This window comes from Lysinibacillus sp. Bpr_S20 (genome assembly GCF_023337835.1).
Classification (GTDB): Bacteria; Bacillota; Bacilli; order Bacillales_A; family Planococcaceae; genus Lysinibacillus.
Window position 1 is genome coordinate 639602 of the sequence record NZ_JALNLQ010000001.1, and the last position, 14092, is coordinate 653693.

Consider the following 14092-nt stretch of genomic DNA (forward strand, 5'->3'; position numbering starts at 1 on the left):
TTTATAGTATAATTTAATTTTAAGAGGAAAGAAATGGAGGAAGAAAAAATGGAATTAAATGAGTTTCAAAAATGGCTGAAGGATTACTATGATACACGCGGTTGGTCTGATTTAAGTATTTTCACACGCATTGGCTTCCTAGCTGAAGAAACAGGGGAAGTAGCAAGAGCTATACGAGCGTTGGAAATTGGTAGAGATAGACCAGATGAAAAGATTCAATCTTACGAGGAAAATAAGCAAGAATTAGTAGAAGAGCTTGGGGATGTATTAGGGAATATCATCGTAATAGCGAATAAATATGATATTTCACTAGAAGAAATTTTTTCAGCGCATCAAGAAAAACTAATGGAGCGTTACAAAGCATAAAAATACATATGGAAAGGGGATTCATTTGGATTATCAAGTTGAGATTTTAGCAGAAAATCATGATGACTTTACTACATTTTTAAATGCAAAGATTCGGGAATACAACGATGAACATTCATCGTACCATAAAAAAAGTAGAGAAAAGGGTTCTGTTCGTCCGTTAAATTTAATCGTATCTGATCATCAACAGCAATGGATCGGCGGCATCACTGCGGAGGTTTATTGGGGATGGGTAGAAATCAACAAGTTTTGGTTTAGTAAAGAATTCCGTGGAAAAGGTATTGGAGGACAGCTACTAGCAAAAGCTGAAGAAACGGCAAAGCAAATGGGTGCTACGAAAGCATTGTTAACGACTTATGATTTTCAAGCACGTACGTTTTATGAAGCAAGAGGCTATCAAGTGGTAGGAGAAATAAAAGATTATCCACCTGGAAGCAGCTATTATACGATGGTAAAACATCTAGATTAACGTCTTCCAGCAGGTGTCCAAACGTCGCTACGCTTTCGCACAATTAACATTTGCAGGCCTGAGCACAAAGCCGATTCATGCTGAGGCATAATTGATTGTTAGAAAGGCTGTCTGATTAACTCTTTGAGACAGCCTTTGGTTATATCCATGAATGTTCAATATTAACTGGACAACTATTTTCTTCGAGTTTCTACTACCTACTTCAGACTTACAATCCTCTCTCTTCTAAATTAGAGCATTATTCAAAAAAATATATGGTTGAAAGATGACTAAAAAAACACCCTAATGTCAAACTTATAAAAAAGGGGAGATTTAGTGTGTACTCGATATCAAACTTCAAATTACTAGTTGATAAGCAGGCAGAAATTGATACCATTCATCAAAATTGTGATCATTTAATGCAGACGACTGTCACACCTAAAATGGATGCAGAAGTCAATGCTTTTTTTAATGCCATTAATAAAAAACTTACGGAACAGGGCTTTACGATTACGGAGACATCGACTGGACTGATTGCAAAGTATAGTGAAGCTGTTATAAATGTTGATAAGCATTCGAAAGATTTGGAGGAGTGCTTTTTCATTAATTTAAATAGTTTTGCGGAAGATCAAGTTTCCATTGTTTTAGACGTTTCTGATACAATGATGCCGAAAATCTCCAATAATCTTGATGGGTATTCTGATATTATCGAGCAAATGACAGATACATTAAAGTATGCGAAAAGTCTAGAAAAAGCTTGTACATCACCAAAGTTTATTTATAAAACGCAAAGCAATATCATTTTTCATTCGGCTGAGGAAGTAGTCAATTATTATTTTCAGTAAAGAAGCAGCCACCCCTAAAAGATGCAATAGCCGCTCAAATTTAGAAAATCAATTAAACAAAGTAAGTACACTTTTTATCGGGTGTGCTTTTTTGTTGTTAAAGGATTATGAATTGAGTGTGGAGAATAGAGGATAGTAGAGAAGGAGGGAGTTTCAATGTTTCCTATTTTAGAGACAGAAAGACTGATTTTAAGAGAGCTGACGCAGGATGATGCACAAAGTGTTTTTAAGTGTTTTTCAAATGAAGATGTCACACGCTATTATGGGCAAGAGCCATTTATAGAGATGCGGCAGGCAGAAAATTTAGTGAAATTATTTTCAAAGAACTTTGCTGAAAAAAGAGGCATTAGATGGGGAATTGAAAGAAAGGGACCAAAGGATATAATCGGGACAATTGGTTTTAATGTATGGTCGCCTACTCATAGACGAGCAGAAATCGGTTATGAAATTCATCCTGATTATTGGAGAAAAGGATATACGCAAGAAGCGGTTTCCAAAATTGTATCGTATGGGTTTGAGCATATGGGGCTAACACGTATAGGCGCTGTAGTATTTTTAGAAAATGAAGCCTCGAATAAGCTGCTAACTAAGGTAGGCTTTGAAAAGGAAGGAACGCTAAGAGATTATATATATCAAAATGGTCAGTCACACGATACATTTATCTATTCTATTTTAAAAAACAGATAAGAAAAACTTTCTTTTAAGTAAAAAGTCTCTTAACCTACGTAAAATCATTTATTGTTTGATAAAAAATGATAACTATGACATAGTTTTGTGCTTGCTTATTTCGGATATAGTGCTAGTAATGGCTAGGATTATTATGAGTGATGAAAAAGTAAAAGTAAGGGGCTTTGTGAAATGGGAATACAATATAGTACAGCTTATTTTGAAAAGTTGGATTTACTTGAAATTCTTTATGCAGGGCAAGCAGCATTAAAAGAAGCGATATCCACGCACAGTGTCAGTAAAAGACAAAAGGATTGCTTTGAACAAATTGAAGCAGCCATTGCAAAGCTAAATAAGGAAATTCGAATACTTGAGCTAAACATTATCCAATCCGTAGATTCAAAATAAATAAAAATAACTCATGCAAAAAGTAATTAAAATTGCATGGGTTTTATGGATAAAACCATATCAACTGAGGGTGCTATAGTAGAGAAGGACAGATGGACGATTTGGAAAGCAGTGAAATGAAAAATAGGGGATCTTTTTGTCCATTCGTTGGGCCCTACTATCAATCATTTTAATGAATAGAAAAATGCTCGCGTTCACTGTACAAACGAGAGCATTTTTCTATTTATTTACCAACTATAGCGACTAGGTATTGATCGCGATCTGCTTCTTCTTGCATTTTATTATCGACCAGCATTGCGCCATATCTCACATTTGTCATATCTCGATCAACTAAAAATTGAACATTCACTTTTTCGATTTTATTATTGACAGGACAGTCTCCTTTAAATTCAACAACGTTCTGTCCTTTTTGTGTTTCAAAATACACCCAATAAGGATTTTCACAAGCGTTTGCAAGGCCAGACTCTAAAGTTTTATGACTATTTTCAAATGAATAGTTTTTAACATATGTAATATATTCATTATCGGTTATATCCTTTTGTGGACCGTAAAAATACCAAAATACCCCTAAAATCGCGATTGGCACAATCCACAGTATATTCCTTTTGCTTAATTTCCCCATATTTAAAGCCCCCCTTTATTAAAATATTTTATCATCTTTATGCTGATTTTTGCTAGCTTACTATAATATTTTCTAAATTAGGTTTAAATATTGTAGGGGATGACTACGGGAGTTCCATCGTTCCTTGTTTTTATGAAAGGGTATTTTTAAAATGAGGAAACTATACTGCTTACCATGACGTCATTTATGAAAGTAAGCAAGGAATTCAACTGGAATTAATCGGTATATATCACTTTGACCAACGATAGATTCAAACTTACGGGAAAACGATCCTTACTTATTTAATATGAGGAACTATATTTACTAAGAAATTAAATGCAAGGAGATTTACAAAATGAATTATGGAATTTTTCAATGGATTAATGATTTAGCTGGTCGCTTTCCTTTACTTGATAAAGGAATGATTTTCATTACAGATAGCGTTCCGTATGTCGTCATCGTATTCATGTTATTTTTATGGTTTACAGCAAACAAAGAAAAAAGGACAGAAAAACAATATACTGCTTTTTATATTGTCTTTACAGTTATACTTGGATTGGGTCTAAACGCACTCATTCACTTATTTTACTATCATGCGCGACCATTCATTACATATGATGTTCATCAGTTAGTACCACATGCTGATGATTCTTCGTTTGTCAGTGATCATTCAGTCTTAGTATTCGCTCTAGCATGGACGTTACTTTTACGAAAAGACTCGTGGAAGTATCCTGTGTTAATATGGGCTATCTTAGTAGGTATTTCGCGAATCTTCGTAGGGGTTCATTATCCAGCGGACGTAATTGGCGGAGCCCTTTTGTCACTGGGGGCAGGTTTTGTCATTATCAAATTCTCCAACATATTGGAGCCAGTGGTACAAGTTCTATTCAGTATTTATAACAAACTAACGAAACGCATCCCTTTTTTAGCGAAATTCGGACCTAAAGATTTAAGTCAAGGAAATTAATAAAGCAAAGATGAAGAGGCTGAGGCAAAACCCATCTCTAAACTAAAAAGCCGGTGAAATTCTACGATCAGTAAAATTTCACCGGTTTTAAATTTTAATAAAAAAAGATTGATAAAATTCAGTTTTTAAAAAAATTCTTTTCTTTTTTTATTAAAACATGCCAGTACTTGTCATGTTTTATAGCTAAAATAGTTAATGTTCCTTGATAAAGGAAAGTATATAACATAAAAGGAGAGATGATCATATGGCACGTGATGTAGTTTTATACATTGCTGCAAGTCTAGATGGCTTTATTGCAAAGGAAGATAATGATTTACAATGGTTAACTGAGACTGAAGGTGAGGGTGATGCAGGGTATGAAGAAATGTATCAATCTATCGATACAACGATCATGGGGAAAAAGACTTATGATTATGTAATGGAAAACTCAGAATCATTTCCATACCCTGGTAAAAAATGCTACGTCTTCAGCAAATCGGAAAAAGGTTCAGATGAGTACGTAGAATATGTCAATGAAGACGTTGTAGAGTTTACGAGAAAGTTAAAGGAACAAGAGGGTTCCAAAATATGGATGGTCGGTGGAGCGGGTATACTTGATGCTTTTATAAAAGAAAACTTAATTGACGAGTATATTATTACGGTTACACCTCATATCCTTGGCTCTGGTATTCCGTTGTTTAAAGAAAAAAATCCACAAATCGATTTAATTTTAATAGATACAAAACGGTATGGTCAGTTTGTACAGATGCATTATAAAGTGAAGCAGGATAAGAAATAGCATTTGGTTGTGTCGTATTACAACACTAATTAGGACAACTTTGCTTGTGGATGAAATTCGTAAACAAACTAAATATGAAGGCGATAAATTATGAAGATTGAAAAAGGAACAAACTATAATATTGAGGAAATTGAATCTTTATATAATGATTTAAATGATTATCTTGATGCTCATATAAATTACCCTGGATGGAAGAAAGGAATTTATCCTGTAAAAGAAACTGCAATAAATGGCATACAGGAAGGTAATTTATATGTGATTAGAGATAGTAATCGTATTGTTGGCACTGTTATATTACGACATGAGCAAGAATTAGGTTATTCTAAAGCTAATTGGAAAATCAATTTAGATGATGAAGATATATTGGTTATTTATACTTTCGCTGTACATCCTAAATATCTTAAAAAGGGAATTGGAAAAAGACTTATGGATTTTATTATCCAATATAGCGAAGAAATGAATATAAAAGCTATTCGTTTGGATGTATATGAAAAAAATAAACCAGCTATAAAACTATATAGAAAATATGGTTTTGAGTATATTGATACAATAGATTTAGGATATAGTGAATATGGTTTAGATAAATTTGAACTTTATCAGAAGCTTTTATAAATGTTTAAAGAGCAGTTAATCTATAAGGATTGACTGCTTTTTTGTAACCTAGAGAGTTATTTCTTTTTGAATGATTTGTGAATCATACCACTAGAACAAACGAGGGCTTTAGTGGAAGATAAAGATTTAAAATAATCCATCTTTTTTACAAAAACCAGTTATTTAAAATAGAAAAGAGCTGCAGTGTAATAATTGATAGTGGATAGCTGCTTGTAAAAAGCGATCTCAACAATAAAGATGTGAAGAAATAAGGAATAGAGCTAAACTCTATTTTTAAAGACTGCCTTGATGAATTCTCAAAGCAGTCCTTGAAATTTAGAGTTCAATTCACTTGTTTTTCTTTTTTATTTTTTCTAATAAACAGAGACAGTACTACTGCAATGATAGATATGACAAAGCCTAACATGAACGTGTCGCTATATCCTGCAACAGCTGCTATTAATTGTTGGGTTGCATCATTTTGATCAGCAGACTGCTCTAAATGACTACGGGAGCGTGCAGACATCGTAGCGATAAACAAGGATGTACCAATTGCTCCGGCGACTTGCTGCAACGTACTAAAAATCGCAGATCCATGCGGATAGTATTCCGATGTAATTTGATTCAGACCATATGTTTGAACGGGTACAAGAACGAGCGCGACACCTAGCATTAACAAGCAATGAGTTAAGGTGATTTGCAAGGTTGTTGATTCAAGTGTGAATCTAGTAAATAGATACATCGCAATACTAACGATTAATAGACCTGGAATAATAATAATTCTAGCACCAAATCTATCAAATAGTTTTCCTGTAATAGGCGACATTAATCCGTTGACAACACTCCCAGGTAACATAGTGAGACCGGACTGAAAAGCTGTTACTAGCAACACGCTTTGCATAAACATTGGCAGTAAGGTAGTCGTTGCGAACATCGACATCATCACAACGATTAAGAGAATAATCGAGAGTGAGAACATTGGAAATTTGAATGTACGTAATTCCAAAATGGGGTTTGAAATACGCAGTTGGCGAACTACGAATATAATTAAAGCCAGACTGCCAATAAGAATTGGCCAATAAACTTGTGGATCTGACCAACCACCATTGCCTGAAGCACTAAAACCATACACCACACCGCCAAAGCCAAATGTTGATAAAATAATGGAAAGAATATCAACTTTGGGTTTTGTGAGCTCCGTTACATTGACAAGATAGTAATAGCCAATAAAAATGGAAAGCAGTGATATTGGAATTACGATAAAGAATAGCCAGCGCCAATCCAATGCTTCAATAATGAAGCCTGAAAGAGTAGGTCCGATAGCAGGGGCAAATGTAAATATTAAAAAGAGCATTCCCATAACAGTACCCCGTTTTTCAGCAGGGTAAATCATTAACAATGTATTCATCAGTAGGGGGATGATTAATCCCGTCCCAATGGCTTGAACCACTCGGGCAACTAATAACAGCATAAAGGTAGGTGCCAATGCGGCGATAATCGTACCAATCAAGAAAGTAACCATGGACATAATAAATAGTTGTCTCGTAGTAAACCATTGTTGAATTAAAGCTGTTACAGGAATAAGTGCGCCAACAACGAGCAGGTAAGCCGCAGTTAGCCATTGTATTGTAGTTGCACCGACCTGGAATTCATTCATTAGAACTGGCAAGGCGTTTCCTAGTAATGTTTCGTTTAATGTTGCTACAAATGCGCCCGTCATTAGAGCAACCATGATGGGTGTCCGTTTTATATTTTGCAAATCTAACTTCATGTAGTGTTCCTTCCTTTCATACCCAAATGTTGTTGTTGCGTTTTCAATTATAGAAGTATATTTCATAGTGAAATATATTCAATTTTTCTACTTTGGGTAGTTAGGAGACAAAATTGAATAAATGTTGGAGAAATTGATTACAAAGAAGGTGAATGCGGATGGATTTAAGAAAACGTCGCTCCATGCAATTGTTATGGAAAGCAATGTATGACCTCATGACAGAAAAGAAGATATTATTTTCTAAATTAACAGTCGATCAAATCTGCGAGAAAGCGATGGTTCATCGTTCTACATTTTATAAACACTTCGATGACAAATTTAGATTGCTAGAGTACGGATTAAATGAAATTATGGAGGGCTATTGGGATACTCCACTGGAAAAAAGAATACTACAGCCATTTTTTTGGTCCAGTGAGTTCTTTGAAGACTCCAAATCCGATAAACTAGTTCATGCACAACGAGGTGATGAACTTTTCTTTGACTGTATGACAACTTACTCTATGCGATTATTGAAAAAGGACTCATTAAAATTTATCCAAAATTCCAAAACCATCGATATTCCGCATGATTTGTTAGCTGAATTCCATGTGGCTACAATGGTTGCTTTAAGCGAATGGGTGCGTAAAAATTCGAATCGAGTAAGCGTAGAGCAACTAGATGAATATTTTCATACATTAGTGAATGGGAATATTTTTGATGTTGAGGAAATGTAGCTTTTGAATAAATTTCGATTAAAAGTAAGTTGCAAACGCTGATTTTCTACATAAAGAAACCAACTGTTTTGAAACAAAGTTTGATCAAAACAGTTGGTTCTTTATTTATCTAGTTTGGTCTTTATAAGATACAATCTTTAATTAGAGCCCTCTTTTGTTGAACAAAGAAATTTTAAAAGATATTCCTATAATAATTGTTCTTAAAAAGCTATTATTGTATTCTGATTATTTCCATATATAGTTCTCTACTATTTATTTACTATTTATTTGCTGTAGTAAAAATAATGCTAAACCAATTAAGATGAGTGCGATTCCTATACCTTGTTGTAAAGAAATGACCTCATCCAAAATGAAATAAGCGAGTATGCAAGTTCCAATCGTTTCTCCTAATATGCTCATTGAAATAACTGAGGTACTAAGCCATTTCAACAACCAATTAAAAATAGTTTGCCCTAATATCGTTGCAATAAACGCTAATCCAATAAAGGACAACCATGTTTGTGTGGAATAATTAACGAAAGAAGTTTGCTGGCTGAAAACAAAAATACTTAAAAATAGTGCACTACTGATATAACCGATGATTGAATAAGGGATAAGAGATAGGCTTTTACGAATATACTGACCAATGAAGAAGTAGGCCGTAATAACACCTGCTGCAATAAATGCAAGTATATCGCCAAATAATGCCTGTCCACTAATTTGAAAATCCTGCCATCCAATGACAATACTTCCCGCAATCGCTACAAAACAGCCCATTATAGCACCTTTACTGAAGCGCTCTTTAAATACAAAATAACCACCAATCATCGAAAAAAGTGGCTGTAATGTAACGATGACAGTCGAACTTGCTACTGATGTGTAATTTAATGATTCAAACCACAATAAATAGTGTGCTGCCAGAAATAAACCTGAGAGTACTCCAAGTCCCCATTGTTTTTTTGACAACGAACTTAATTCTTTACGGTTCTTTTTATTTACGAATAAAAATGGTAAAAGTATTACTGCTGCAAAAAGCATCCGATAAAATGCTGTAATTGTTACAGGTGCATCTGCTAATTTCACAAAGATTGCTGAAGTAGATAATGCAAATACGCCCAAAAATAAGATTGTGTAAGAAATAAGTGGTGATTTCAATAATGTTCCCCCTCGTAGTTTGTTTACTATAATAAAATTAATACATTATAATGTACAAATGTAAGTATGAAATATTTTTGTTATTGAAAAAAGCATTATTTCTCGATGTTTAGTATGTCAGCACAAAAGGCATTAAATATACATTATTTTAAAAGGGGCATTTGCTATGAAAAATCATCGCTTAGGACAAACAGTATTAAACTATCGTAAGAAAAATGGTATGACAATTCGTGAGTTTGCTGATTATGCAGGAATTAGTACATCACTTATTAGCCAGATTGAAAGAGGACAAGGGAATCCGTCGTTAAATGTACTAGAGTTAATTGCACAAGCACTAAACGTGCCACTTTTTACTCTGTTTGTTAATGAAATTGATACAGATTCTCTCATTTCCAGAAAGCAAGATCGAAAGAAAGTATATCGTGAAAATAGTGACCATATTGTCTATGATGTATTAACACCAGACTTTATGAAGGCACATATTGAACTCTTAATGATGGATTTGAATGCACATTCTACTACTACAGAGAGTCATTACTCGCATGACGACAAAGAAGAGATTGCTGTTGTTATGAAAGGTCAAACCTATGTTGAACTGGAAGGCACCGAATATTTTTTAGATGAAGGAGATGTCGTACGCATTCCACCAAATGTTAAACACCGATTTTTGAACAAAAATGATGAACCTAATCATATTTTATTCGTCCTGACCCCTTCATTAGTTTAAATAGCTCCTTCACATGTAAATATTAAAGCAGAAACTTATCGGGCATTGAAAAACAAAAAATGCATAGTAATTTCCATAAAAATTTGAGTATTTTGATACAATAGATTTAGGATATAGTGAATATGATTTAAAAAAGTAGATAGCCATTCGAATGATGTTATATTTGCAAAATCTGGGATTAAAATTGCAATCATGTGAGCGATTAAAATAGTAAATCCAATGATATTTCTTTTCCGTATACTCATACTAAATTCTCGCTAAATATGATCTTTCTTCAATGTAATTTGGTGGTGTTGTTTATTCGCAATAACCTTAATAGAAATAGATTTTTTTCGTGTTTTAAGTGAATAAGAGTAGCCCAAGGAAAAACTATGGTCGTCTTTTCCTTGGGCTTTGTATGTGTTAATGAATAATCTAGGCTGATATAATATGGGTACTTAACAATAGTGTAAGAAGTGATTATTAATGAACTAATATGGATAAAGGGGGAAAACAATTATCAATTACACCAAGGCGAAATTGAAAAACTTAAATCTTCTTTTTCAGAATTGAGTATAAAAACTCAGCATCTTTTCCAACCCCACAAATAAGTGCCGATCCTCTTTGATGTTGCCACGGTAGTCCAATATAATATAACCCTTGTATTGGACTCACACCTCTTTTATGAAGAGGAAAACCTTTTGCATCTAAAATTCCCTCTATGTTTATCCATTTGTAGTCAGGAACAAATCCAGTTGACCAAATAATATTTTGCAGGTTTTTTTTACTATGATCATTAAAGATAATTTCTCTACCTTGTGTTTCTATGACTCTTGGTTTAATAGTAATTTTCTCTTTACGAATCAAATGCTTTAACTCAAGTCCAAAAATAGGATCACTTTGTTTTCGGAACCATGAACCGCGCCTTGTATCCGTTCCTGCATATAATAGACCAATCTTTTCTAACCAGTAAAAAACTTTTGCCTATAATACTAAGTGGTAAAAATTTAAATGGATGGCTAATAGCAATGGTTACTTCACGATTTTCTGCAAGTTCAGTAGCAATTTGTGTACCAGAATTTCCTCCTCCAATCACAAGTACAGGACCATCTGGAATCATCTCTGGTGATTGATATTGGGAAGAATGAATTTGAAACACCTCTCTTGAAAGACTTTGGGATATTGAAGGAATAAACGGTTTCTGAAAAGCTCCAGACGCGATGATTACATGTTTAGAATGAAATATCCCGTTATCAGTAGAGACTGTAAATGTATTTTTTATTTTTTGTACTTTATGTACAGTTGTCTCCATTTTCACCGGTAATAAAAAACGTTTAGCATATGCTTCAAGATAATCCGCAATTTCATCCTTTGTAGGGAATGCGTTTTTATCTCCTTCCAATCTCATTCCAGGCAGTGAACTATAGGATTTAGGTGTAAATAGGATTAAAGAATCATACCTATTTCTCCATGTATCTCCAATTCTTTTTTCCCCATCAAGTATGACAAAATTATAGCCTCCTTGCTGCAAATAATACCCCATACTTAATCCAGCTTGCCCAGCACCAATCACAATAATATCTAACATTTTTTTCATCTCGCTTTCTATTCTTAAATCAATATATGAACATTTAATCATATATTCATATACAATCGTCATTATAACAATTTCTTCTAATACGTCAAGTAATTTTCATCAATCAGACTAAGAGGAAACATAAGGTTTAGTTTGCGTAGGGGATGTCGAAATATAATTATTCCAATGACAACAGATTTTTAATCAATTACGCCTGGAAAGTACCAATAGGTAAACCGCGAACAATAAAGAATATGACAAATTCAGTGGGGCTGATTGCCGGAACTACAAAGTCTCGGGGTTATTCTCTTTTCATTATTTAAAATGAAAACTTGAGCTTCACATAATGTAAAGCTTTATAATTGACTTAATTATGCTTATCTCAAAATTCAGAGAATCTGGGGGGACTGAACGTATCAGTGGGGATAAAAAAACACTGATTAAAACTTCACTTTATCTAGCAGCTATTTCTCTCACTACACTAGCGCTTGACTACGAGTGAGTCAGTGGAACAGGATCCCTTTGTATTTAAGAAGAGGTGTCTTGCTGTTAACTTAAATTTCTACTTTTAATAAGATGCAACGATTCAATAATTAATTAACAATCTCCCACATCTCTCTAAACAATCATAGCATTTATAATTTTATTAATAGGGTAAAAGGGTTGATTAAACGTTTAGTATAAATTATTTAAATAGTACAAGGGGGGAAAGCAATGACTAAAAAGCAAAAGATTATAGTTGTTGGTGCAGGGATTATTGGTGCATCTATTGCTTATAATCTATCGAAGGAAAATCAAGATGTCACTTTAGTTGAGAGCCACTCAAAAGCAGGGTGTGGTGTAACATTAAACTCCTTTGCTTGGATTAATCCTTCAGGGCGTGTTCAAGAGAACATTCAACATTTGTATGAGAGGTCATTAGCAGAATATCATGTATTGGAAAAAGAGATCCCAGAATTAAAGGTAGATTGGAACGGCTCTCTTTCATGGGGAATTCCTGTAAACAGCCATAAATCTTATGTTGAAAAAATAACTCGCCAACAAGTATCGGACTTGGAACCTTCTTTAAAAGAATATCCAAATGAAGCACTCTATGCCTATAAAGAAGGTGCGGTAGACCCTACCATTCTAACGAATCTCTTAGTAAAGAAAGCGCAAGGTAATGGGGGAAAAATATTGTTCGACACAAAAGTAACAGGAATTAAAACTGAGGATGCTAAAGTTGTTGGCATACATACCTCAAAAGGCTTTATAGAATCAGATGTCGTTGTATTGGCAACTGGTACAGCTTTACCTGAGCTTTGTAAGCCTCTTAGTATAGATGTTCCTGTTGAGTCATCACCCTCTATTATTATTCGTATGAAATCTCCAAAAAAGCTTATTCACACATTAATTTCTAATTCAAGATTTGAGGCAAGACAACTATCTGATACTACTTTAATTGCTGCTGAAGATTATTTGGATGACCATGGAGAAAACGGACCAGAAGCGGTTGGAAGAAGAGCATTTGATACCCTTTGCCACGATTTGAAAGAAGGGGAACATTTAGAATTAGAAAGCATCAAAGTAGGAATGAGGCCGATGCCTAAAGACGGTTACCCCATTGTCGGTTTTCATGATCAGGTAAAGGGACTTTATTTAGCAGTTATGCATTCAGCAATCACGCTATCGCCTATTATTAGTCGATTGGTTGCAAAGGAGATTGTGGATAATATGCAGTTGAAAGACTTGGAAAGTTGTAGAATATCTAGGTTTTATCCACTAAATGATTCATCACTAATAGATAAGAAAAGTGGGATGCAACAAGTTATAGAATAAATATCTTTAGTAAAACTTTTATTTAAATGACATTAGAAGTGAAAAGATGAGTAATCCAATTATTAAGTTTAAAGCATGTTGGGATAAAGCAAAAAGCAATTCGACACTAAAGCATCCAAGTGCAGTATGTGTTACTACGATTGACGAGCATGGCTTTCCATCTGGTTGCTTTGTAGATTTAAAAGCTGTTGATGACAGTGGATTTATTTTTTGTACCAACCTTGATTCTCAAAAAGGGAGGGATATCCAACGAAATCCAAAGGTCGGGTTAACTTTCTGGTGGGAAGCAATTGGTTATCAAGTAAGGGTTAATGGAATTGCAACACAAATTCCATCATCTATTTCAGAAAAATACTGGGAGATGAGGCCTAGAGATGCACAAATAACTACATTAAGTTGTAAACAGAGTCAGCCTCTTTTATCAGAACAAGATTTAAATAAACAGTTTGAGGAAGCTAAAAGGAACATAGGAGAAATGCAAATACCGAAACCTGAAAATTGGGGAGGCTTTATCGTTAAACCTGAGTCTATTGAATTTTTAACTTTTAAAGAAAGTCGTCTACATATAAGAGAATTATACTCAACTTTTGGAGATGGATGGAAAAAAAGTTTGTTGCAACCTTAAACTAATGAAAAATTCATTCGGTGTAATGAAGCTGGTTGCCTCTTGCCTGTTTATTGTATATGAAACGAACACCGATCTT

At 34.1% G+C, this 14092-nt stretch carries 15 protein-coding genes and 1 pseudogene; 12 read left to right on the forward strand and 4 right to left on the reverse strand.

Annotated features, from left to right (window positions below; translation table 11 throughout):
- The first annotated feature begins 48 nt into the window (after positions 1 to 48).
- The 5 genes from MWJ95_RS03140 (at position 49) to MWJ95_RS03160 (ending at position 2733) form a co-directional block, all read left to right on the forward strand.
- Positions 49 to 366, forward strand: a complete 318-nt coding sequence (locus MWJ95_RS03140) for a MazG nucleotide pyrophosphohydrolase domain-containing protein (protein ID WP_053482762.1) — start codon at positions 49 to 51, stop codon at positions 364 to 366.
- A 25-nt stretch (positions 367 to 391) separates the two neighbouring features.
- Positions 392 to 835: a GNAT family N-acetyltransferase gene (locus MWJ95_RS03145; RefSeq protein WP_249104163.1), complete on the forward strand. Its 444-nt coding sequence runs from the start codon at positions 392 to 394 to the stop codon at positions 833 to 835.
- Positions 836 to 1152: 317 nt separating this feature from the next.
- The gene (locus MWJ95_RS03150) at positions 1153 to 1659 is read left to right on the forward strand and encodes a hypothetical protein (protein WP_249104165.1); all 507 of its coding nucleotides are present in this window, start codon (positions 1153 to 1155) and stop codon (positions 1657 to 1659) included.
- A 156-nt stretch (positions 1660 to 1815) separates the two neighbouring features.
- Positions 1816 to 2346: a GNAT family N-acetyltransferase gene (locus MWJ95_RS03155; protein ID WP_249104167.1), complete on the forward strand. Its 531-nt coding sequence runs from the start codon at positions 1816 to 1818 to the stop codon at positions 2344 to 2346.
- Between the two features lie 171 nt (positions 2347 to 2517).
- The gene (locus tag MWJ95_RS03160) at positions 2518 to 2733 is read left to right on the forward strand and encodes a hypothetical protein (RefSeq protein WP_249072281.1); all 216 of its coding nucleotides are present in this window, start codon (positions 2518 to 2520) and stop codon (positions 2731 to 2733) included.
- Between the two features lie 223 nt (positions 2734 to 2956).
- On the opposite strand, the gene MWJ95_RS03165 is transcribed toward MWJ95_RS03160, so the two are convergent.
- Positions 2957 to 3355, reverse strand: coding sequence for a glucosamine 6-phosphate synthetase (locus tag MWJ95_RS03165; protein ID WP_249104170.1), 399 nt, complete (start codon positions 3353 to 3355; stop codon positions 2957 to 2959).
- A gap of 334 nt (positions 3356 to 3689) precedes the next feature.
- Here MWJ95_RS03165 and MWJ95_RS03170 point away from each other — a divergent pair, with 334 nt between their 5' ends.
- The 3 genes from MWJ95_RS03170 to MWJ95_RS03180 all read left to right on the forward strand — a co-directional run bounded on the left by MWJ95_RS03170 (position 3690) and on the right by MWJ95_RS03180 (position 5691).
- Positions 3690 to 4301, forward strand: coding sequence for an undecaprenyl-diphosphatase (locus MWJ95_RS03170; RefSeq protein ID WP_249104172.1), 612 nt, complete (start codon positions 3690 to 3692; stop codon positions 4299 to 4301).
- 244 nt (positions 4302 to 4545) lie between these two features.
- Complete coding sequence (locus tag MWJ95_RS03175; protein ID WP_249104174.1) at positions 4546 to 5079, forward strand: dihydrofolate reductase family protein; 534 nt, start codon at positions 4546 to 4548, stop codon at positions 5077 to 5079.
- Positions 5080 to 5169: 90 nt separating this feature from the next.
- Positions 5170 to 5691, forward strand: a complete 522-nt coding sequence (locus MWJ95_RS03180; protein WP_249104177.1) for a GNAT family N-acetyltransferase — start codon at positions 5170 to 5172, stop codon at positions 5689 to 5691.
- Positions 5692 to 6013: 322 nt separating this feature from the next.
- Here the strand turns inward: MWJ95_RS03180 and MWJ95_RS03185 are convergent, their stop codons facing one another.
- On the reverse strand, positions 6014 to 7441 hold the full coding sequence (locus MWJ95_RS03185; RefSeq protein WP_249104180.1) for an MDR family MFS transporter: 1428 nt from the start codon (positions 7439 to 7441) through the stop codon (positions 6014 to 6016).
- 158 nt (positions 7442 to 7599) lie between these two features.
- Here MWJ95_RS03185 and MWJ95_RS03190 point away from each other — a divergent pair, with 158 nt between their 5' ends.
- Positions 7600 to 8154 (forward strand): TetR/AcrR family transcriptional regulator, encoded by a 555-nt coding sequence (locus tag MWJ95_RS03190; RefSeq protein WP_249104183.1) that lies wholly within the window; start codon positions 7600 to 7602, stop codon positions 8152 to 8154.
- Between the two features lie 252 nt (positions 8155 to 8406).
- Here MWJ95_RS03190 and MWJ95_RS03195 read toward each other — a convergent pair whose 3' ends face one another.
- The gene (locus tag MWJ95_RS03195) at positions 8407 to 9288 is read right to left on the reverse strand and encodes a DMT family transporter (protein WP_249104187.1); all 882 of its coding nucleotides are present in this window, start codon (positions 9286 to 9288) and stop codon (positions 8407 to 8409) included.
- A gap of 166 nt (positions 9289 to 9454) precedes the next feature.
- Between MWJ95_RS03195 and MWJ95_RS03200 the strand changes: the two genes are divergently transcribed.
- Positions 9455 to 10015: a helix-turn-helix domain-containing protein gene (locus MWJ95_RS03200; protein ID WP_481817338.1), complete on the forward strand. Its 561-nt coding sequence runs from the start codon at positions 9455 to 9457 to the stop codon at positions 10013 to 10015.
- Positions 10016 to 10543: 528 nt separating this feature from the next.
- On the opposite strand, the pseudogene MWJ95_RS03205 reads toward MWJ95_RS03200, so the two are convergent.
- Positions 10544 to 11582: pseudogene (locus tag MWJ95_RS03205) on the reverse strand (flavin-containing monooxygenase).
- A gap of 702 nt (positions 11583 to 12284) precedes the next feature.
- Between MWJ95_RS03205 and MWJ95_RS03210 the strand changes: the two are divergent.
- Both MWJ95_RS03210 and MWJ95_RS03215 read left to right on the forward strand, forming a co-directional pair.
- A complete protein-coding gene (locus MWJ95_RS03210) occupies positions 12285 to 13388 on the forward strand; it encodes an NAD(P)/FAD-dependent oxidoreductase (protein WP_249104190.1) in 1104 nt (367 codons plus the stop codon).
- A 46-nt stretch (positions 13389 to 13434) separates the two neighbouring features.
- Positions 13435 to 14013 (forward strand): pyridoxine/pyridoxamine 5'-phosphate oxidase, encoded by a 579-nt coding sequence (locus tag MWJ95_RS03215; RefSeq protein WP_249104192.1) that lies wholly within the window; start codon positions 13435 to 13437, stop codon positions 14011 to 14013.
- The last annotated feature ends 79 nt before the right edge of the window (positions 14014 to 14092 follow it).

Excerpts from the sequence above, each read along its gene's own strand:
- MWJ95_RS03165 (WP_249104170.1), bottom strand. The coding sequence starts at position 3,355 with ATGGGGAAATTAAGCAAAAGGAATATACTGTGGATTGTGCCAATCGCG.
- MWJ95_RS03140 (WP_053482762.1), top strand. The coding sequence starts at position 49 with ATGGAATTAAATGAGTTTCAAAAATGGCTGAAGGATTACTATGATACA.
- MWJ95_RS03160 (WP_249072281.1), top strand. The coding sequence starts at position 2,518 with ATGGGAATACAATATAGTACAGCTTATTTTGAAAAGTTGGATTTACTT.
- MWJ95_RS03200 (WP_481817338.1), top strand. The coding sequence starts at position 9,455 with ATGAAAAATCATCGCTTAGGACAAACAGTATTAAACTATCGTAAGAAA.
- MWJ95_RS03185 (WP_249104180.1), bottom strand. The coding sequence starts at position 7,441 with ATGAAGTTAGATTTGCAAAATATAAAACGGACACCCATCATGGTTGCT.
- MWJ95_RS03170 (WP_249104172.1), top strand. The coding sequence starts at position 3,690 with ATGAATTATGGAATTTTTCAATGGATTAATGATTTAGCTGGTCGCTTT.
- MWJ95_RS03210 (WP_249104190.1), top strand. The coding sequence starts at position 12,285 with ATGACTAAAAAGCAAAAGATTATAGTTGTTGGTGCAGGGATTATTGGT.
- MWJ95_RS03190 (WP_249104183.1), top strand. The coding sequence starts at position 7,600 with ATGGATTTAAGAAAACGTCGCTCCATGCAATTGTTATGGAAAGCAATG.
- MWJ95_RS03155 (WP_249104167.1), top strand. The coding sequence starts at position 1,816 with ATGTTTCCTATTTTAGAGACAGAAAGACTGATTTTAAGAGAGCTGACG.
- MWJ95_RS03215 (WP_249104192.1), top strand. The coding sequence starts at position 13,435 with ATGAGTAATCCAATTATTAAGTTTAAAGCATGTTGGGATAAAGCAAAA.
- MWJ95_RS03175 (WP_249104174.1), top strand. The coding sequence starts at position 4,546 with ATGGCACGTGATGTAGTTTTATACATTGCTGCAAGTCTAGATGGCTTT.
- MWJ95_RS03180 (WP_249104177.1), top strand. The coding sequence starts at position 5,170 with ATGAAGATTGAAAAAGGAACAAACTATAATATTGAGGAAATTGAATCT.